The organism is Vibrio sp. sp1 (assembly GCF_016920955.1).
Lineage (GTDB): Bacteria > Pseudomonadota > Gammaproteobacteria > Enterobacterales > Vibrionaceae > Vibrio > Vibrio alginolyticus.
Map to the genome: position 1 here is coordinate 42454 of NZ_CP060589.1, position 19892 is coordinate 62345.

General features: G+C 44.2%; 16 protein-coding genes and 1 pseudogene. 7 read left to right on the forward strand and 10 right to left on the reverse strand.

Features of this window, described 5'->3' with window-relative positions:
* Positions 1 to 5: 5 nt before the first annotated feature.
* A complete protein-coding gene (pgl, locus tag H9L11_RS00255) occupies positions 6 to 722 on the reverse strand; it encodes a 6-phosphogluconolactonase (RefSeq protein ID WP_205390908.1) in 717 nt (238 codons plus the stop codon).
* Positions 719 to 2221, reverse strand: a complete 1503-nt coding sequence (zwf, locus tag H9L11_RS00260; protein ID WP_017634563.1) for a glucose-6-phosphate dehydrogenase — start codon at positions 2219 to 2221, stop codon at positions 719 to 721. Before zwf ends, pgl begins: the two co-directional genes overlap by 4 nt.
* Positions 2222 to 2758: 537 nt before the next feature.
* Between zwf and H9L11_RS00265 the strand changes: the two genes are divergently transcribed.
* Both H9L11_RS00265 and H9L11_RS00270 read left to right on the forward strand, forming a co-directional pair.
* Entirely contained in the window at positions 2759 to 3724 is a 966-nt protein-coding gene (locus tag H9L11_RS00265; protein WP_053306996.1) for a helix-turn-helix domain-containing protein, read from the forward strand.
* A 99-nt stretch (positions 3725 to 3823) separates the two neighbouring features.
* Positions 3824 to 5959, forward strand: a complete 2136-nt coding sequence (locus H9L11_RS00270) for a TonB-dependent siderophore receptor (RefSeq protein ID WP_053306995.1) — start codon at positions 3824 to 3826, stop codon at positions 5957 to 5959.
* Positions 5960 to 6050: 91 nt separating this feature from the next.
* On the opposite strand, the gene H9L11_RS00275 is transcribed toward H9L11_RS00270, so the two are convergent.
* A complete protein-coding gene (locus H9L11_RS00275) occupies positions 6051 to 6737 on the reverse strand; it encodes a response regulator (RefSeq protein ID WP_053306994.1) in 687 nt (228 codons plus the stop codon).
* Complete coding sequence (locus tag H9L11_RS00280; protein ID WP_053306993.1) at positions 6734 to 8353, reverse strand: sensor histidine kinase; 1620 nt, start codon at positions 8351 to 8353, stop codon at positions 6734 to 6736. The genes H9L11_RS00275 and H9L11_RS00280 overlap by 4 nt, the downstream gene beginning before the upstream one ends.
* A gap of 476 nt (positions 8354 to 8829) precedes the next feature.
* Here H9L11_RS00280 and H9L11_RS00285 point away from each other — a divergent pair, with 476 nt between their 5' ends.
* From H9L11_RS00285 to H9L11_RS00305, 5 genes are all read left to right on the forward strand, one after another.
* Complete coding sequence (locus H9L11_RS00285) at positions 8830 to 9057, forward strand: hypothetical protein (protein ID WP_005377125.1); 228 nt, start codon at positions 8830 to 8832, stop codon at positions 9055 to 9057.
* A gap of 130 nt (positions 9058 to 9187) precedes the next feature.
* Positions 9188 to 10603, forward strand: coding sequence for a TolC family protein (locus H9L11_RS00290; protein ID WP_005387166.1), 1416 nt, complete (start codon positions 9188 to 9190; stop codon positions 10601 to 10603).
* Positions 10604 to 10606: 3 nt separating this feature from the next.
* Positions 10607 to 11587, forward strand: a complete 981-nt coding sequence (locus H9L11_RS00295; protein ID WP_005377122.1) for an HlyD family efflux transporter periplasmic adaptor subunit — start codon at positions 10607 to 10609, stop codon at positions 11585 to 11587.
* 22 nt (positions 11588 to 11609) lie between these two features.
* On the forward strand, positions 11610 to 12776 hold the full coding sequence (locus H9L11_RS00300) for an ABC transporter permease (RefSeq protein ID WP_053304381.1): 1167 nt from the start codon (positions 11610 to 11612) through the stop codon (positions 12774 to 12776).
* Entirely contained in the window at positions 12773 to 13924 is a 1152-nt protein-coding gene (locus H9L11_RS00305) for an ABC transporter permease (protein ID WP_205390909.1), read from the forward strand. Before H9L11_RS00300 ends, H9L11_RS00305 begins: the two co-directional genes overlap by 4 nt.
* Positions 13925 to 14210: 286 nt before the next feature.
* Here H9L11_RS00305 and H9L11_RS00310 read toward each other — a convergent pair whose 3' ends face one another.
* The 6 genes and pseudogenes from H9L11_RS00310 to H9L11_RS00335 form a co-directional block, all read right to left on the reverse strand.
* On the reverse strand, positions 14211 to 15119 hold the full coding sequence (locus tag H9L11_RS00310; RefSeq protein ID WP_017634569.1) for a LysR family transcriptional regulator: 909 nt from the start codon (positions 15117 to 15119) through the stop codon (positions 14211 to 14213).
* Positions 15120 to 15261: 142 nt separating this feature from the next.
* Positions 15262 to 15690, reverse strand: a complete 429-nt coding sequence (locus tag H9L11_RS00315; protein ID WP_047102715.1) for a hypothetical protein — start codon at positions 15688 to 15690, stop codon at positions 15262 to 15264.
* Between the two features lie 17 nt (positions 15691 to 15707).
* The gene (locus tag H9L11_RS00320; RefSeq protein ID WP_017634571.1) at positions 15708 to 16877 is read right to left on the reverse strand and encodes a patatin-like phospholipase family protein; all 1170 of its coding nucleotides are present in this window, start codon (positions 16875 to 16877) and stop codon (positions 15708 to 15710) included.
* A gap of 210 nt (positions 16878 to 17087) precedes the next feature.
* Entirely contained in the window at positions 17088 to 17945 is an 858-nt protein-coding gene (gene pdxY, locus H9L11_RS00325; RefSeq protein ID WP_005377109.1) for a pyridoxal kinase PdxY, read from the reverse strand.
* A gap of 125 nt (positions 17946 to 18070) precedes the next feature.
* Positions 18071 to 18817 (reverse strand): annotated as a pseudogene (locus H9L11_RS00330) (bifunctional aspartate transaminase/aspartate 4-decarboxylase); the annotation flags it as partial.
* Positions 18818 to 19287: 470 nt separating this feature from the next.
* On the reverse strand, positions 19288 to 19890 hold the full coding sequence (locus tag H9L11_RS00335; RefSeq protein ID WP_025768446.1) for a helix-turn-helix transcriptional regulator: 603 nt from the start codon (positions 19888 to 19890) through the stop codon (positions 19288 to 19290).
* Between the last annotated feature and the right edge of the window lie 2 nt (positions 19891 to 19892).

The following is a 19892-nucleotide window of genomic DNA, read 5'->3' on the forward strand; positions in this document are numbered from 1 at the left end:
GCGTCTTAAGCAATTTTTGCTGCCGCGTCTAAATCTAAATACCATTCCGTTAGGCCCGATTTCGCTTGAATCTTAGCCGCTGGGTATGGCAGTGCGTGTGCTGGTGAACTGTTAATTTCTTCAACAATGTCCGCTTTTCCTGCACCAAGCACTAAGTAACTAATGCGTTTCGCTGCTTCTAATACGCGTGCGGTTTTCGACACACGAAGTTGGCCCGATTCAGGATGCGACGCCACAAGAGATAGGTTCGCATCATCATAATTCGTTTGGCCAGGGAACAGAGAAGCTGTATGACCATCTGCACCAACGCCTAATAAGATCCAATCAAACACAGGAGTGCCATTTTCAGTTGGAATCACTTCTGCCATCTCTTTCGCAAAGCGCTGTGCTTCAGCTTCTGGCTCATCTTCACCACGAATGCGGTGGATGTTCTCAGCAGGAATGCTTACTTGGCTAAATAGTAGCGTATTTGCTTCACCGTAGTTGCTTTCTGCATCATCAGGAGCAACACAGCGCTCATCACCCCACCAGAAGTGCAGGTTTTGCCACTGAATTGACGTCGCGTAAGCTTCTGTTGCCAATAGCTTAAACAGCATTTTAGGTGTGCTGCCGCCAGAAAGAGAGATGTGAACAGGTCGGCCCATTTCGCTAAACGCTTTCATATCGTTAGCTAGGCTTTCAACTACCTGTTCTGCTGTTTGGTAGATCTTATGGTTGATCATAGTTCACAGTAATCCGTATCTGTTAAGTTTTTACATGGGAAACGCCAAGCACGGCCATCACGCTGTAACAAGTCATCTGACTCTTTAGGTCCCCAAGTGCCGCATGCGTACCCGAAGAGGGATTGTGGATCTTGCTTAAAATCTAAGATTGGCTGTACGTATTGCCAGCACGCTTCCACCGCATCACTACGTGCAAATAGCGTAGCATCACCATTCAAAGCATCAAGTAGAAGACGCTCGTATGCCGTTAGCATTTGCGTTTCTTGCAGGTCAGCGTAATGGAAGTTCATTTTCACTTCCTTCGCTTCAAAGCCTGCGCCTGGCTCTTTCAAGCCAAAGCTCATTTGAATGCCTTCGTCTGGTTGAATACGAATGATCAGCTTGTTTTCTGGTGCGTTTTGACCAAACACAGGATGCGGTGTTTGTTTAAAGTGGATAACCACCTCAGTAACGCGTGTTGGAAGACGCTTACCAGTACGCACGTAAAATGGCACGCCATTCCAACGCCAGTTGTTGATGTACGCTTTCAAACCGATGTAAGTCTCTGTACGAGAATCGTCTGCAACTCCCGGCTCTTCACGGTAGCCGCGTAGGCTTTGCCCACGAACTTCAGACGCCGTGTATTGGCCTAATACTAGGTCATTGCGCAGAGCGTTTTCGTCTAATGGCTTTAAGCATTGAAGCACTTTTACCACTTCATCACGCATCGAGTCTGCATTGATTTGCGCTGGTGGTTCCATACCTACCATTGCTAATACTTGTAGCAAGTGGTTTTGGAACATGTCGCGCACAGCGCCAGAGTTGTCGTAGTAACCACCACGCTCCTCTACGCCAAGGAATTCTGCGCCTGTGATTTCAACGTAATCAATGAAGTTACGGTTCCAAAGCGGCTCAAACATCGCATTAGAGAAACGAAGCACAAGTAGGTTTTGTACCGTTTCTTTACCTAAGTAATGGTCAATTCGGTAGATTTGATGCTCTTGGAAGTGCTCGTGAATTTCTTTGTCCAGAATACGCGCCGATTCAAGATCATAGCCGAATGGTTTCTCAATGATCAGGCGTTTCCAGCCATCCTCTTCACTGTTAAGACCATGTGCTGCAAGACTTGCAGGGATCACACTGTATAAACTTGGTGGGGTTGCTAAGTAAAAAAGCGTATTGCGTTGCTCGAATTGATATTCGTCCGCAAGTTGGTCTAAGCGAGAAGATAGCTTACCGTAATCTTGTGTGTCAGAAGTATTAATGGCTTGGTAGTGCAGATGGTTAATAAATGCATCAAGCGTTTCTGGCTCAGTCTTTTCCATTTCCTGAAGCGATTTTTTCAGCTTCGCGCGGTAAGACTCATCACTGTATTCAGTGCGACTTACACCCAGAATGGCAAAATTCTCTGGAAGCTGCTTGTTCGCGTAGAGGTGGTATAAAGCAGGAATGAGCTTACGGTACGTAAGGTCACCTGAAGCACCAAAAATAACGATGCTGCTGTTTTCTGGTATTACCATCATCTTTCCCTTAAAAACGAGGTACTTATTGTGTGCCCGGATACGGCTAGAGAATGAGCCAACCCTATCAATGGCACCTCAAAATAGAAAATTGGTCTTACCTATTACGTTGATAGGTAAAGTCTATGGGCCCAAAGAACCTCAAGAAGTTGCATTTCCGATTCTTGGAAACACGACGTATTGAGGTCATTTAAGTCACTTATGTCTCAAAAGTACACACTGTACTCGCTGGAGGAGAGTCCGACACGGGGCAATATTGTCTACGACTATTTGATTTACATCAACACTTGCCAGTGCAAACGTTTAAATAAGTTGCACAAAACGTCATAAGCGATTGTATTTTATTGATAAAAAAAGTTTCATCTGAACGCTCCAGAATTTAAGCAAAAACTCTAATATGGGTAAAAATTACTCATACTTGCAATCCATTACAGTTTTATCGTGATCTGTGTTACTTACTTTTTATTTCATCACCCTATTGATAATGATACTCAATTAAAGATAATGAAATCACTATTAATGTGAAAGTAGAACGCCATGAAATCAAGCGCCATTAACCCACACCCCATAAACCGAATACAATCGGTGCTTGACTACATTCACACCAACTTAGACAGCACTCTGAGCGTAGATGAAATATCGAAAGCAAGTTGTTGGTCTCGCTGGCAACTGCAACGCGTATTTCAACAACACACTGGCGTATCCGTCGCTCACTATATCAGAGAGCTTAAACTTAGCCTTGCGGCTGAGCGCTTAATCCATACTTCTGACCGCTCGTTAGATATAGCGATAGAAATGGGATTTACATCTGAACACGCATTTAGCCGAGCGTTCAGGAATATGTTTTCAAAAAGCCCCCGTGAATATCGAAAAACGCAACAACTCGCCGGGTTGAGACAACCTTTGACGCTGCGTAAGACACCAAAAGAAGAGAAAAAACATCAGCGCTTTATTGAAGTTCGAATAGAAACAAAACCGGCTTTTGAACTTGCTGGTTATCATGAACCTATTCACGGATTGTTTTCCGCTACGCCCGATTTCCAATCCAAAGTACCGTCACTTTGGTCACGTCTTTATTCATCTGAAAACCTTAATAATTCGGAAAGTACTTACTTTGGCGTGATTGATGTGACGCAAGCGTATTCAAACAACCAACAACTTGAGTACTGGGCAGGTTATGAGTGTAGTCCAACAGCAAACGCATCAAGATCAACGAACTCTTCCAACTCGGGGTTAGACCTCTTGGCTGTTCCTGAGCAAACCTACGCCGTCATTACACACATAGGCAAAGCATCAGAGCTCGCCTCAACGCTGGAATGGTTTATTTTACATTGGCTACCCTACTCTAATTATCATGCTATCGATGGTTATGAGTTAGAGCTTTATCCAGAAGGTTATGATGTTGATAGCGAACAAGCACAAATGCAGTATTGGATTCCTGTCGAGCCAAACGACTCGCTATCTTTAAAACCTAAGAACAGAAGAATAAGTTCCAAAGATTAGTGTTTTGCACCAAATTGTTAACTTTTCCTATTTCTTTGAATATAGAATACAAATAACAATCATTATCAATAAATAGAAAAAGTAGTGGAATTTATAAATATGGAAAGTCCGATTCGATTTCATCGTTCAGCGGTTGCTATCGTCGTATCCGCATTGCTCGCTGGCCACGCCAATGCGACTGAGAGCGTATCCCAACACGAAACGATTACGGTGCTAGGAGAAACATACCGAAACACCGCAACTAAAACCGTTTTAGAACCGGAGGAAACACCGCAAGCGATCACGGTAATCACTAAAGATGACATGGACCTGCGCGGCGTAAACTCGGTGAGCGAAGCATTGCGTTACGCGCCTGGCGTAAATACAGAATTGCGTGGCGGTGCCGTTTCCCGACTTGACCTATTCAATATTCGTGGTTTTATTAACTACACCAACTTTTATGATGGTCTTCCTTTGCTGTACAACGGTTGGAACCTTCAACCGCAGGTCGATTCCGTTGCTCTTGAGCAAATCGAGGTTTTTAAAGGGCCAACGTCTGTTCTTTACGGCAATATTCCACCAGGAGGTATGGTCAATATTATCGCCAAGGCGCCTCAGTCAACACCCTCGCACTCTGTCTCGATTAGTACTGGGACTAACAGCCTAAAAGAACTGACGTTCGACACCACAGGACAAATTGGTGATTCTAATGTGGATTACCGTATTGTAGGCCTAGCAAAACAGCGAGATGGTCAAGCCGATACGTCTGAAGACGAACGTTATGTACTCGCCCCATCTTTCAATTGGCAAGCGACAGAAAGCACATTAGTGAACGTGAATGTTTACTATCAAAATGATCCATCAGCAGGTATCTACACGACTGTGCCTGCATCTGGCTCAGTGATTAAAAACCCACTTGGCTCGATGTCACCAAGCACTTATTTGGGGGATGAGGACTGGAACACTTACGAACGCGAAGTTCTGATGATGGGTTACAAAGTCCAACACGACTTTAACAACAATTGGCAATTTCTACAGAATGCCCGCTACATGACCGCCGATGCCTATCAGGAAAACACATATAACGGTGCACTTGAAGCGGATAACCGTACCGTTGGTCGAAATGCCTATTTAACCGATGAAAAGTCCAAATCCTTTGTGATTGACAACCAACTATCGGGCTACGTTAAAACAGGAAATTTTGAACATAACTTATTGTTCGGGCTTGATTATCAGTATCTAGATTCAGATGTAAAATACAAAGACACGCTTGGGTATTCGCTAACTCAGGACATTTTTAATCCTGACCACAACAGCATTGATCGTAATGCACTGAATTTCCAATACAAACAAAACTTGGATATTAAAACGAAGCAGATTGGCGTTTATTTCCAAGATCAAGTTCGTTACGACCAACTTGTAATGATTGCAGGTCTTCGTTGGGATAAATACGATTCAAATACAGACGCCGTTAGCGATTATCTAGGAACAGTATCCAAGAGCAAGGAAGAGTTAGACGATACCAACGTATCTTTCCGAGTCGGTGGTTTGTATGAGCTAGACTTTGGTCTCTCGCCATACCTTACTTACTCGGAAAGTTTTGAGCCAATTGCGGGTGCCGACTCTTCTGGTAAAGCATTTGAGCCATCAACCGGTCATCAATGGGAGTTAGGCTTTAAATACGCCCCATTATCTGGTGATATCTCAGGTAACTTAGCACTCTTCCATATTACGAAGAAAAACGCGATCTTGACCGATCCGAATAATCCTTATGCACCGAACTATCAAGCGGGCGAAGTGGTATCACAAGGTATTGAACTTGAGGCAAAATGGCAAGCTACAGCACAAGCTGATTTCACTCTAGGCTATACATATACCGATATGGAGATTACCGAGGACAGTTATTACAACCAAGAAGGTAAAACGCCGGTTTGGGTACCTGAGCAAACGGCTTCTCTATGGGCAAATTACTTCTTTGAAGGAAATCTTTCAGGCCTTCGTACCAGTGCTGGCGTTCGCTATGTCGGGGAAGCACAAATTGATGCACAGAATAGTCAAAAAGTACCGGACTACACCTTGTTTGATTTGGCAGCAAGTTACGATTTCTCAACGGTATCTGAATCAATGAAAGGGGCTAGCGTCACGCTTTCTGCAAGCAATCTATTCGATAAAGAATACTATTCTTGTTACGACAAAAATAACTGTTGGTTTGGCGCTGAGCGCTCTATCGAAGCGAAGTTAGAATACAACTTCTAACCTCTTAGAGCGGAACAGCAGTAATTTGTAAAGCGATGGTTTCTACAATAAGCCATCGCTTTTTATTTTGCATAGAGCATCAATATAAACGCTACCGTGTCACTTTTTTATAGCACCTTTCTGGCCTACCAACAGAGCCATAGTTTAAATCAGCCTCTAGTTCACCAGTGCTGATAAGATACTCCAAATAGCGCCTCGCCGTTGTTCGGCTCGCGCCGATCTTTTCGCCTGCCTCATCAGCGGTCAGCGCACTGCCATTTGGGAACAACTCCCTGATCTTGTCTAGGGTTACACCATCAATCCCTTTTGGTAATCGGTTCGACAAGTTGTCTTGATTGGCGTGAGACTGCAGCATTTTATCAACGAGGTTCTGATCCAAACTCTCTACGATGTCTAGTTGTTGGCGTTGGGACACATACTTTTTCAGTGCGGCATCTAAGCGTGGAAACATCACGGGTTTTAACAGGTAATCGACAACGCCAGCCCTCATCGCCTGTTGTAATGTATCGACATCCCTTGCGGCTGTAATCAAAATGACATCACACGTTTGGTTACTTGCACGCAGTGTATTTAGTATCTCAAGCCCTGTGCCATCGGGAAGATAGACATCCATCAATAGTAAATCTGGCTTAAGAATGTCGAGTTGCATTTCCGCTTCCATTCTCGTGGTCGCAATTCCAACCACTTCCAAACCTGTCAGTTGGCTTAAGTATTTGTGGTGCAGCTCAGCAATAGCCAGATCATCTTCAATGATCATTACGCGAGTCGCCATACTCATAATTGTTCTTCCTTGGGTAAGTACACCGTTATTCTTGTCCCATAATTTGTATTGGGTATCATCTCAACATGGCCGTGATATCGAGTAGCAAGCTGATTGACAAGGTGTAACCCAACACCTCGATTTTGACGAGATTTCGTCGAAACGCCTTTTGTAAATAATGTTTGTGGATCCATTGTTTTTGGGAGGCCACAGCCATGATCTATCACCTCAAGTATCACTTCATTTCCGTAATCGCTAACGGACACATCAATGTTTCTGCGTTCTGACGCAACATTTGATTCATCGCGAATTGAAGTTAACGTGGCATCGAAAGCGTTATCAATCAAATTACCCAAAATTGTGACAAGGTCTTCCGAATTTAGCCACTCAGGTAGGGGCTCCAGACGACTGCCTTCCTCAACCACCAGTTGTAAGCCTAACTCGCGAGCACGTTCAGTTTTTCCAAGCAACATACCTGCAATTAGCGGGTCCTTAACGGTATCTCTTAAAAACTCAATCATTGCCTGATAGTGTGCGGTTTCTTGTCCAATTAACTTTTGCACCGCATCAAGTTCACCCATTTGTACTAGCCCACTAATAGTGTTGAGCTTATTTCGATGCTCATGGGTTTGCGAACGTAACAAATCTGCATATTCCTTGGTTTGTGATAGCTGCTCGGTTAGATCATTGATTTCATCCCTTAAACGGAAACTCGATACCGCCCCCACGATTTTTCCATCAACATAAATTGGAGAGCGATTTGCAATCAGGCGCTTATGATTAAGGAATATTTCAATATCATGATCTTCCTGCCCGCTTTCTAACACTGTATATAGATCGCTATCACGCAGCGTATCAGTCAAAGGTTTATTGAGCGCTGATTCTCTATCAATACCGAGAATCTGGCAGGCACTACGATTTATCGAGCGAAGTATCCCTTGGGCATCAATGCTTAACACGCCCTCTTTGATAGTGCTCATCGTCACTTCTAATTCGCCGTACAACCGCCCTATCTCTTCAGGCTCAAAGCCTAAAATGGCGCGCTGAAACTTTCTCGACGCATAATTGGATACAATGGCATTAGCGACGACAACTACGATGACCATTAAAATCAAAAAGGCCAAAAATGGTTCGATGCGGTCTTGCAGTCGGTCGAGCAAATAGCCAACCGAAACCACACCAATGATGTTCCCTTGCTCGTCAAAAATCGCAGCTTTACCACGAACTGAATAACCTAACGAGCCCTGTGCCGTCGAAACATAAGACAACCCCTGTTCTAGCGCTCGACGATTGTCGCCACCTCTCATTGGCTTGCCCAACCGCTCATCAACAGGGTGGATTAAGCGTACTCCCTTATGGTCGCCAATAACGATGAATGCAGCACCTATGGCTTCGGTTAATTCTCTAAAGCGAAGTTGGTATGGCTGGGGGTTTTGGGTTTCGATCATTTCACGAACAACCGCTGAGTCCGCTAAAAAACGGGCAACACCCAGTGCTTTTTCTCCCATTTCTTGCTCTTGATTGATTTTGAGATAAGTGAACCCCGCGGCGACAAGCAATAACAGCTCTATCAACCCCGATAGCGTCATGATAATGAGCATCCGCTTACGAAAGCTGATGGTTTTCCAACTCATTGATACATCCTTGTGATTCACTCTTGAGCGTAACGTTAACACTCAGTTAACAGCATGACGTTGTCGCGGTGATAAATCTGTGAGGAAGGCAAACAAACCGCAGAGTTTACGGTTAATTAATCGACGAGCTGAAACATAAAATTACAACCATTCACCAAATTTAGCATTCCTCTCTGATACTCAATTCCATACATAAATTGCCCTTAAAATCATGATCGCGATCACATCGATTTTAGCGGTTTTTGAGGCGTTTTTAGACTTTACAACGTATAATTTTTAATCAACGAAACCAATGAGAGTTTCGGTTTGAAAGCAGTGAAGCTGGAAGTCTATTAAAAGCTCAACATTGATGTCAGTGGTTTGGACAAAAATAAAACAAAACACAAATACTGACTATATGACAAACACTTAGACACCATCTGAAAACTGGAAAACTATAAACAGAGGTGCATTTATAGTTAGAAGGAACACCAAACATGGAACGCGATACCTTTGGAATATGCCTGAATAAGGCGATGCTGTCAGAGAATATGTATTCAACATTTACACACGTCAGGGCTTATGAAAAAAACGGAGGCGGTACTTCTGATCTCAAAGTCCTGTTATCGTTCCCTCAAATGAGTGGAAAAGATCTATTGAATACGATGCGAGGTTCTCGTCAGCTCGAGTGGAGAGCGGAGTTTCACTGTCCATATACGAAATAAATTTGTAACATCTCCCGCGCCCAGCACAAATATAACTGGGCGCATACTACTGCCCAATTTTCCCTCCTACTTAACACGCAGTTACGAATCCTTTATATTAGAGCTAATACTCTACGACAAAGCAGCCATTATGAAAAAAACAGGAAAGTTTTGGATACTGGGCTTACTTAGCAGCTCGATTTCCCTTGCCTGTCATGCGGCACCGATCACTTTTGATACCGCATGGCAGCTATTGCTAGAAAACAACTATTCTCTTAAAGCTCAACGCTCAAACGTCGAGAACTACCAATACCAAGAGAGTGCCACCAGCAATCTCAACTTACCTCAAGTTACCATTGGCGCGAATTACACGCGTTTAGATACCGATATCACGCTTTCGGGAAAACAGATTCTAGACAGCACAGGAGCACACATTAACGTACCTCCTGCTTTTCAGCCTATTTTTGGTGCCTTAGCTAATACCACTTCGACCATAACCGAGCGCGATATTTTCTCTTCGTCTATTCGTGCCATTTGGCCAATTTTTACTGGTGGTAGAATTTCTGCGGCTCAATCAGCAGCAGAAGGCAAAACGGATGAGGCGAAAAGTCAGCTTTTAATGGAACAACAAGCGCGTTTTGAAGATTTATCGAAGTACTACTTTTCTGTCGTACTGGCAAAGGAAGTACTCGCAACGCGGCAAGCGGTTGAAGCAGGGCTAAAAAAGCATCGAGATTTTGCCATTAAGCTTGAAGAGCAAGGACAAATCGCGCACGTTGAGCGCCTGCAAGCCGAGGCTTCTTTAGATAAAGCATCCGTAGAAACACGTAAAGCTGCCAGCGATTTGAGTATCGCTCAGGCTGCATTAGGTAAATTACTCGCACAAGATGACGCCGTAGAGCCCGCTGAATCTTTGTTTATCAACGACAGTCTTCCCCCTCTTACCGCTTTTGTCGATCAAACGTTGCTTACCTATCCGGGGTTAGAACTTCTGAGCGCTAAACACAAACAAGCCTCTAGCTTAATCAAAGCAGAAAAAGGGAAATACTACCCTGAAGTTTATCTTTACGGCGACTACAGCTTGTATGAAGACGATTCTCTCGCAAGCCAAATGAAGCCAGACTGGTTAGTTGGTGTTGGTGTCAGCATTCCACTGATTGAATCATCAGGGCGAAGCGAAAAAGTCAAAGCCGCTCAAAGCGTCGTCTCGCAGGTCGACTCATTAAAGTCCCAAGCCAAACAAGACTTATCGCTGTTAGTCCAAAAGACATACTTGGAGGCTCAGCAAGCCATTGATGAAGTACAAGGGCTCGCATCTAGCATTGAACTCGCTAACGAAAACCTGCGCTTGCGTGAAAAAGCATTTACTCAGGGTCTGTCGTCTTCTCTGGATGTTGTGGATGCACAACTTTATGTCGCGAGTATAGAAACACAACGTTCGGCGGCGCGTTTCCGCTATTTAATATCTTTAACCAAGCTACTCGCATTGAGCAGTGAAATGAACAGCTTCGAACAATATCAAAATACCGCTTATATCCCTGCTTCAACATCCAAAGAGGTGAAATAAATCATGGCAGCTAAATCACTAAAACCCGTTTTACTCTCACTTTGTGCTTTGGGTGTTGCCTCTTGGGTTGGGTATCAATTTTACCAAGCCTATCAACCGGAACCGATCCGCTTACAGGGATTAATTGAAGCCCAGCAATACAGCATTTCCTCAAAAGTTCCAGGGCGTATTGATGAGGTCATGGTACGTAAAGGCGACGATGTAGAGAAAGGTCAGCTTATTTTTACCCTTCATAGTCCTGAAATTGAAGCGAAGTTAGAACAAGCAAAAGCAGGTGAAAAAGCGGCGGACGCCTTAGCTCAAGAAGCTGAGAAAGGCGCACGTGAGCAACAAATCCAAGCAGCAAAAGATCAGTGGATGAAAGCCAAAGCCGCTGCGAATTTAATGGAAAAAACCTACAATCGTGTGAATAACCTTTATAACGATGGCGTGGTTGCAGAACAAAAGCGCGATGAAGCTTTAACGCAGTGGCAAGCAGCGAAATACACAGAAAGTGCCGCGTTTCAAATGTACGAAATGGCAAAAGAAGGCGCCAGAAGTGAAACCAAAGTGGCTGCGGCGGAAAAAGCGCGCATGGCATCAGGTGCCGTAGCCGAAGTAGAAGCGTATGCGAAAGATACTCAGATCTACAGCTGGTTCGACGGCGAAGTCTCTCAAGTTCTGCTTCAAAGTGGTGAATTAGCACCTCAGGGCTTCCCAGTAGTTACTGTAATAGATACAGAAGATGCCTGGGCGACACTGAATGTGCGTGAAGATTACCTTCAACACTTTAAAAAAGGAGCAACCTTTGATGCCTATTTGCCTGCCTTAAACAAAAATGTTGAGTTCAAAGTAACGCATGTTGCCGTTATGGGTGACTTTGCAACGTGGAGAGCAACCGATGCTTCTCAAGGTTTTGATCTTCGTACCTTTGAAGTAGAAGCTCGTCCAGCTCAACCCGAACCTGAACTGCGTATGGGAATGAGTGTTGTCGTTGAACTTTAATCACAACCACTAGGTTAATGCTATGACGATTAAGATTTCACAGCGGCATATCTTACGACGAGACAAGTGGTTGCTTTCGTGCCTTACTTGGATACCGATTTTGCTCGCGATGATGATTTGGGGAGTGTTCTCTGCGGGCATTGCCCGGGATCTGCCAATCGGTGTGGTTGATCTACAACATTCCCAACTTTCTCGAAAGCTCATTCAATCTTTGGATGCGTCGTCGAGTCTGGCTGTTAACTATCACTACACCAGTGCAAGCGAAGCAAAAAATGCGATGATTGAAGGCGATATCTACGCTTACGCGGTCATCCCATCTAAGTTCGACCAAGATATTCTCCAGCACCGCCAACCTCAACTTTCTGTCTTTTACAACAGTCAGTACATTTTGGTAGCGAAACTGATCAACTCTGCCGTTGCGCAAGCACAAGGCTATTTCGACGCTCAGGTTGAAGTAATGGGCAACTTGGCTAAGGGTAACACCACAACGTTAGCAGCGGCTGGACAGGCTGTACCCGTGTCGACACAAATAACCGCATTATTTAACCGTAACAATAACTACGCACAATTTTTGGTAACGGCTATCGTGCCATCCATTTGGCAAATATGTATTGTAGTAAGCACTATTTTGATTCTTGCCGCGCACTTTCGCATTTATGGTGGAAAGAATGGCTTTGCATTTTTGGGCGAAAAGCCATACGCCAGGCTCACTACCCTATTAAGTCAGTACATTCCGGTCTTTATGGCGCAAGGTGCGTTGTTCTTGTACTGGTTTTATTCTGTGCTTGATTGGCCAATGGAAGGCAGTTTTGTGGTTATGCTATTAGCACAATTGGCGACGGTTATCGCCTGTATCATTATGGGAGCGTTGTTCTTCTTCTTGTCGATGGATCCTGCACGTGCGATGAGTTTTGCTGGCGCATTTACGGCTCCAAGCTTCGCGTTCATGGGAATTACATTCCCAGTTTCTGACATGAACACGCTCGCTTATGCATGGCGTTCATTATTGCCGATTACCCATTACATTGAAGTACAAGTGAGTCAAGCAAGCTATGGAGCATCGGCCGCGCAATCTTTAAGCTCGCTATGGCCTATGATTGGTTACGTTATGCCTCTGCTCATTACCGCAGCCTTGATGGGTAAACATCGAACAGCTTCATCAACACGCCAAGCGAAGGAGGCGGTATGACATTGTGGCAACTGATTAAAGCGGAACTTAAGGCCGTTCTAACCAATCCAGTCGTTACGTTGACCGTGTTTGGTGGTGTCGTATTTTACTCGTTTTTATACCCTTTGCCTTATGCACAACAAACGCCTCGTGAACAAACAATCGCGATTGTTAATCTAGATGGTAGTCAGACGAGTTTAAAGCTGGAACGTATGGTTGATGCCACCCCACAAGTCGACGTAGTCACTCGACTTCATACGATTGCCGATGCAAAGCAAGCATTTTTACAACGAGAGATCACCGGTTTTTTAGTCATACCAGAACACTTTTACAAAGACCTAATGCTAGGTAAAAGCCCGACTCTGGCCTACGCTGCGGACGCCTCGTATTTTCTCGTGTACGGAACCGTGGTAGAAGGATTGGCCCAAGCGGGAGGCACATTAGGGGCCCAAGTGAAAGTCAGTAAAATGGTGATAGATGGTGTGCCCATGAGTATGGCTAGCCATAATTACTCTGCTATTAAGCTTAATATGAAACCGACGTTCAACCCAACCATGGGTTACATCGAATACGTAGTGCCGGCAGTATTTGTTCTGATTTTACAACAAACGTTGATCATGGCGGTTGGATTGCAAACGGGAACACAGCGTCATGGTCGTGGCTATTGGTCACAAGTATCAACGGGATCGCTGCTGCTTGCGAGAACGTTAGTATTTGTGGCAATTTATTATTTACTCGGCGCCTATTATTTTGGTTTTAGCTTCGAACGCTTAAACGTAAACCATATCGCCAATGCGGGCGAATTGCTGGCTATGTTGTTCCCGTTCTTTTTAGGTTGTTGCGGACTAGGCTTCTGGCTAGGTTACTTATTACCTCGGCGTGAACTTGTCACCTTAGTCGTCTTAGTGAGCTCTATGCCGCTCATTTTCTTGGCTGGTTTTATTTGGCCGATTGAAGCCATACCTACTCCCTTACTATGGATTGCTGATTTAAGCCCAAGCACTTGGGCGATAAAAGCTTTCTTAGCGCTAAACCAAATGGGGGCAACCTGGCAACAAGTCGCTCTACATTGGACGGCACTTTGGGCACTCACTGTGCTTTGGGGTAGCGTTGCGTACTGGATTGCTAAGCGAAGTAACAAGCCAGTTGTAACAGAGAGCTTGGGGTGACAGCTGACATTTTCTATTACTATAAAAAAAGCCGGGTAACTAAACCCGGCTGAAAATCTGCGTCCTTGCAGCGGACATATGGTAAAAACACTTTTTGCTCTGGGCTTACCCATTGAGCGAGATTAGATTAAGCCAAAAAGTATGGATTCCATACTCTCATATAGAGGGTCATATCCTTCCAATAGACATTAGTCTTCGCTAGAAAGATAACGTTTTTCAGACACAAAAAAACAAGACTCACATTGAGTCTTGTTGTTGATAGGGATGAGCAGGATACATGTCGCCGCTAAGTCATATCACGGATTATTTTCTCTCGGTATTCTGTAACGACCTTCATGATTGAATTTTTTACATCACCGACTTGCTTAGAGGGTTGGCACCATAGGCCAAAACCAAACTTAAAACCTTCCAATAATTCAGAAGCTTCCACTGGCTCTATATGATTATTAGAAAACTCCGAATGGGCAAACGTTCTGGGGAGAATCGCCCATCCTAAACCTGCTTCAACCATTTTCACTACAAGGGCCAATTGGTCGACCTCTTCATGGTTCGAACTTACGATGACTTTTTCGCCCATTCCCTCTTCAATAAGAGACCGCAGTACAAATTGTTTACTATTCCTCAAGGCTGTCAATACTCGATCTGGTGCCATAGAAGCGAGTTCACCACCTTTCTGGACGAAAGGAACAAATTCAAAATGACCTAAAAACGTCGCATCCAGACTATGTATTGCTCGACTATCATGCACATTGACAATACCGAATTGATAATCACCATTCTGTAAACCCTCTTTAATTTCGTTGCGATTACGAACAAGAAAGTTAACTCGCATCATCGGAAAATCTGCTGCTAATTGAATACGAAGCAATACAAGAAAACGGTGTGGTATAGCGCTTGAATAGGCGATACTAACATTCTCTAACCCACCGTAAGCTAGACTTAATGCGACTTTATCGAAAGTACGTGCTTGTTCGATGGTTTGCTTAGCATAGTGGTAAAGAAGATGACCATCTTCTGTCGGTTCTACCGAGCGCCCCACTCGCTCAAACAGGTTGACCGCCAGTTGGTCTTCAAGATTGGTAATCACCTGCCCTATTGTGGTTCGGTGCTTATTGAGTTTGACCGCCGCCTTACTAAACGAAAGCTGTTCATAAACGGTTACGAACGCGAGAAGTTGTTCAAAACTAAAATTCATAGGTTGTGCTTACTTTTTAGAGTTATCTAATTAAATTACCACAAGATCGTAGAATTGCTACTTGGTAACGGAAACAATCTGCGTTTGAATTCCTTCTCGACGACACAAAAAAACCTACTAGCTTCAGTAGGTTTTCTCTAACTTAGTTGTACTCAACGACACGAGCTAAATAGTTGAATTCTCCTGAGTCACCATGGTAATCGCGGTAGACATCGACACTGAAATATTTAGGTTGATCAGCGTAAATGTGGTCAACGACTTTTTGCTCAAGTGACTCCAACGTTTCACCGACCTGAGAGTACACGAACTGCTTGTTCACTTTTTCCAATTTACGTTGTTTCGCTTCTTTGTGTGACACATAGTTGTTGATCTCTTCCCACTTTCCCACGAACTCGACCGCCACGTAACTCGAGTTCTCGTCAATCATAATAAAGGCTGCACCTTCTTCTTTGATTGCAGACAGTTGCTGCATATCACTATCCACTTTTTGCTGGTCAAGATGGGCTCCACTTTGGGCGAATGCAGTCGCGGAAGCGGTAAGCATCATGAGTGTAAGAACGGCTTTTTTCATTGTATCGTTTTCCTGTATTAAGGGAGTTCAGTTACCCAAAGTTGCCCTTGGGTGGCTTTTTTGAATCCATATTCGTAAATCGTCAGCAAGTAGCGGTGATCGAACATATCTTTCGTTACTTTGGCGTATCTGAAATCTTGATCAATGTAGGTAAACTGCATCTCGATATCGTTGATTTCACTGATGTATTTCATTCGATAGAGATCACCACGAGTTTGCGCTAGCGTAAGGCTTGAGACACTCTTCGATACCAAGTCCAAACCTTTGTCTTTTAGTGGACGATACGGCGCTTTTAACGCACCATTGCGAATCACATCCAACTGAGGCGCTTTTTCTAACCCCAAAGCATCTGAGATTTGTTGATAGTTGAAGTTAGACGGATTAAAGAACACCTGCGCTGCGAGACCGCCATCTACGTGTAACTCCTCAAGTGTTTCTCCATCATGTTCAACATCGATAAATTGTGGAGGGAAAACACCAGGGATCGATGCGCTCGCAGCAAGCACCTTGTAAATAAGTTCAGATTTGTCCGCTAAATCACTGTTCGCAATCGCACCAATATTCCAAATCACCAGTTCGCCTGAATCAAAATGGGTACTGCCAATAAAGAGGCGTTTACCATTGCGGTGTTGCTGCGCCATCGCCTCGATCATGGGCTCAGGGTAAGCGTCTGCGATGAAATCATAGAGGTTCTCACCATCGGTAAACGCGTCCTTAAACAGGGTATTTAAGAAGTTCTTCTTACCCAAAATATTCTTATCATTGATGTTGAGCATGACTTCTTTCATCTTTGGCATCGCATCACCGCCAATGAAAACAAAAGGAGCGATTAGGGCACCCGCACTGACTCCAGTAATGATGGCATAATCTTTTAGCTCCCCCTTTTCCTGTAGCCCCATCAAAACGCCGGCCCCGTATGCGCCGTTTACGCCACCACCCGATAAGGCCAAAATATTGAGCTGTTCACCCTCTACTTTGATCGGTGTGGTTTGATTGTGCGCTGAGTAGAGAAAATCCGGCGCTTCATTGGCCCACATTCGAAGTGGCTCATTTGGTGTCGAACTCGCGATCTCGACATCTTTATAGTTGCTTTGAGAAACACGAACATCCAGCGTATGAGGTGAACTACAAGCTACTATCAACAGCGAAAGTGCAACCGTCACACCAGAGGAAATTAAACGATTCATAATCAGTCTCATTTAATGTTCTCTGGCGTATGACCAGAGACTCAGTTTGAAGTTAATTGGGTCAAAATGAAGTCCGTTTCGTTGTGTGGAGTTACTATAGCTAGGCACGGCTAAACCCCATAATCGCGATTGTAGGATGCTATCCATCAAAGCAATTATGCCAAGTTTCTATATGCTAACTTTACGCTTCTCCGTTAATTAGGTACTGCGCTAAGCAATTTTCACGACGTTGAACTCATGCGTCGGTTCGACAAATTCGTATTGGGCATTGATCGTCTGTAGCTCCCATGTGCCATAGCCTTTGGTGATCTCCAATACACCGTAAACGGCGTTATGTGTATGACGAAAGGCTGCGACAGGAGACATCTTCTTCACCAAACAAGAAGTAAAAATCGCAGAAATCAAATCACCGACACCGACTGGCTGCATAGCAAATTCAACACTAGGGCGTTGGGCCAAATAGCTTGCTTTCGGCGTGGCTAAAATCATACTGAAGGCGTCATCTGTTAGTGCATGCAGGTGTTTCACCAATACCATTTTCGGTCCCAGCTCTAGGGCTTTTTTACATGCAGTGACCGCATCATAAAGAGAGTCAATTTTCACACCTGTTAACTCGCTCAGTTCAAACTGGTTAGGAACAATCACATCAGCGATGGGCAACAAGCTATGGCTTATCGCTTCTTTGACACCGTCTGCCACAATGCAACCTTTGTCTGGATCACCCATAACTGGGTCACACACATAAAGCGCGCTGTGGTTACGCGATTTGACTAAACTTACCGCTTCGGCCACCGCTCGACATTGCTCTGCGCTGCCTTGATAACCGGACAGTATCGCGCCACATTCGCCTAACTTCTCAATGTTATCTAAGCCTCTCATTAGAGAATGAATTTCATCTGCCCCAAACTTCTGTCCAGTCCAACCTTGCTGGTACTGAGTGTGATTTGAAAACTGAACCGTGTGAATTGGCCATACTTCGAGGCCCATTCTCTGCATTGGGAAGACTGCAGAACTGTTTCCGGCGTGGCCATAAACCACATGAGATTGAATAGAAATAATGCTTTTCATAAGTCACTCTTAATTTGGGAGTTTGTTAGCTTGGCGACTAAATAAACACAATGCCGCGCACTGTGCTTATTTGGTCGGAATAGCCTCGACAACGCCGAGGCTTATTCTTAATCAGGCTGGATTAATTAGCCTTGGAACTCAGCAAAGTACTCATCCAACACTTTGCGTGTTGCACGACCGATAAGCTCGTATTCGTGGTGAGTAAGGTTTGCTAACGAAACTCGAACTGATGCGTGCACTACATCGAAGCCTTGGCCTGGAAGTAGGATAACGCCGGTTTCATGTGCAAGGCGGAACAGGAAGTCTTTGCCCTTCTCACTCGCTTTGAACCATTCAACGAAGGCTGGTCCGTACAACTTGCCGCCCAAAGTGTCGAGCTCAAGCAGTGTGTAGTAGTCCACACAATCTTTGTTTTCTTCAATTTCTACACCCATGTTTTTGTACAGAGTTTTGTAACGCTCGCGAATGATGCGTTTACATGCTTCTTTATAGTTTTTCTCTGAGTCCATCAAGCAGTTCAATGAGAACAGCGCCATTTGAACTTGTTGAGGAAGAGACAAACCTGCTGTGTGGTTAAGTGCTACGCTGCGGCTATCTGCAACGATACGGTCAATAAACTTGATCTCACGCGGTTCCGGAGTCAGCGTTTTGTAACGATCGTCCAACTCAAGTTGACGCGCTTCAGGAAGGCTACGCATTGCATCGTCAAACACGTTGTTGTGTTGAATTGCAATCGAGCCTAGACGCCAGCCTGTTGCACCGAAGTACTTAGAGAACGAGTACACACAAAGCGTGTTGTATGGTAGTTTCGCAAACAGTGAGACAAAGTCGTCCGCAAAAGTGCCGTATACATCGTCAGTCACAATGAACAGTTTACAAGACATAAATTTTGCACATTTCGCTGATACATTTTGGTTAAAAAATCAAATTCAATATATGCAAAAAAATTATTGCACATAAGAAGCTATTACTGTGCACTTTCATCTAATTTATACAAATGATTCATAGCAGAAAGGTTGCCACGATATAATTTCATAAACAGGAAATTGTTGGGCCCAATGACACAACCAAGGTAAGCATTTGATTTAAAAAACAATAGTTAAATATACGACAGTGGTAGTTAATAGCTGAGGAAATTGGATGGCAGATGGTGTGAAGAGTAATAAAGATTCATACTGGGTAATAGGGTATCAGACTAAAATGGCCGCGACCGCAATCGATACTCTGTCATTCCTAAAACATTTTTGCCCCATTGTTACTTGGGGCTAGTACTAATCCATCTATTGTGAGTATGGCTTTGCCTTAATAAATCTTATTTGAACTCGCCTCTAAATGAGTGGGCTTATCGATGTAACTCAGCAACGCTCATAGTGAAAACTAAATCCGAATCTGCTTGGTTTGAGTAGCTGTGAGGGACATCCGTTTTAGCTATAGCGGACTGACCTTCATGCAGTTCTATGGCTTTCCCATCAATATTCAAAGTGAGTATTCCAGACTCAACATGAAAAAGTTCAAACGTGCCTTGTGGATGACCTGCTGATTCAAAAACTTCTGATGGTTTCATATTCCAGCGCCACAACTCAATCATATCTGGGCCGCTTGTTCCCGCCAGAAGTTTTGCGCTACCACCGTGCTCGCCAGTCCAAAGCGTTGGAATGTCCTCTTTATCAATGATGTTGACTGTTGGGTTACTCGCAACATTCACAATATCGGCAACCGAAATCCCAAGGGCAGCAGACAGTTTACACAACGTCGAAATGCTAGGGTTAGCTGCCCCTTTCTCTACTTCTACTAACATGCCTTTACTTATCCCTGCTCTTTTTGACAGGGCATCCAGTGACAACTTGAGCCTTTTTCGATGTTCCTTGATCCTTGCGGCTACCGCTTGATTAATGAAATCAGCATCAGTGCCACTATCGGTCGATATATTGACTTTTTTGGTCATTG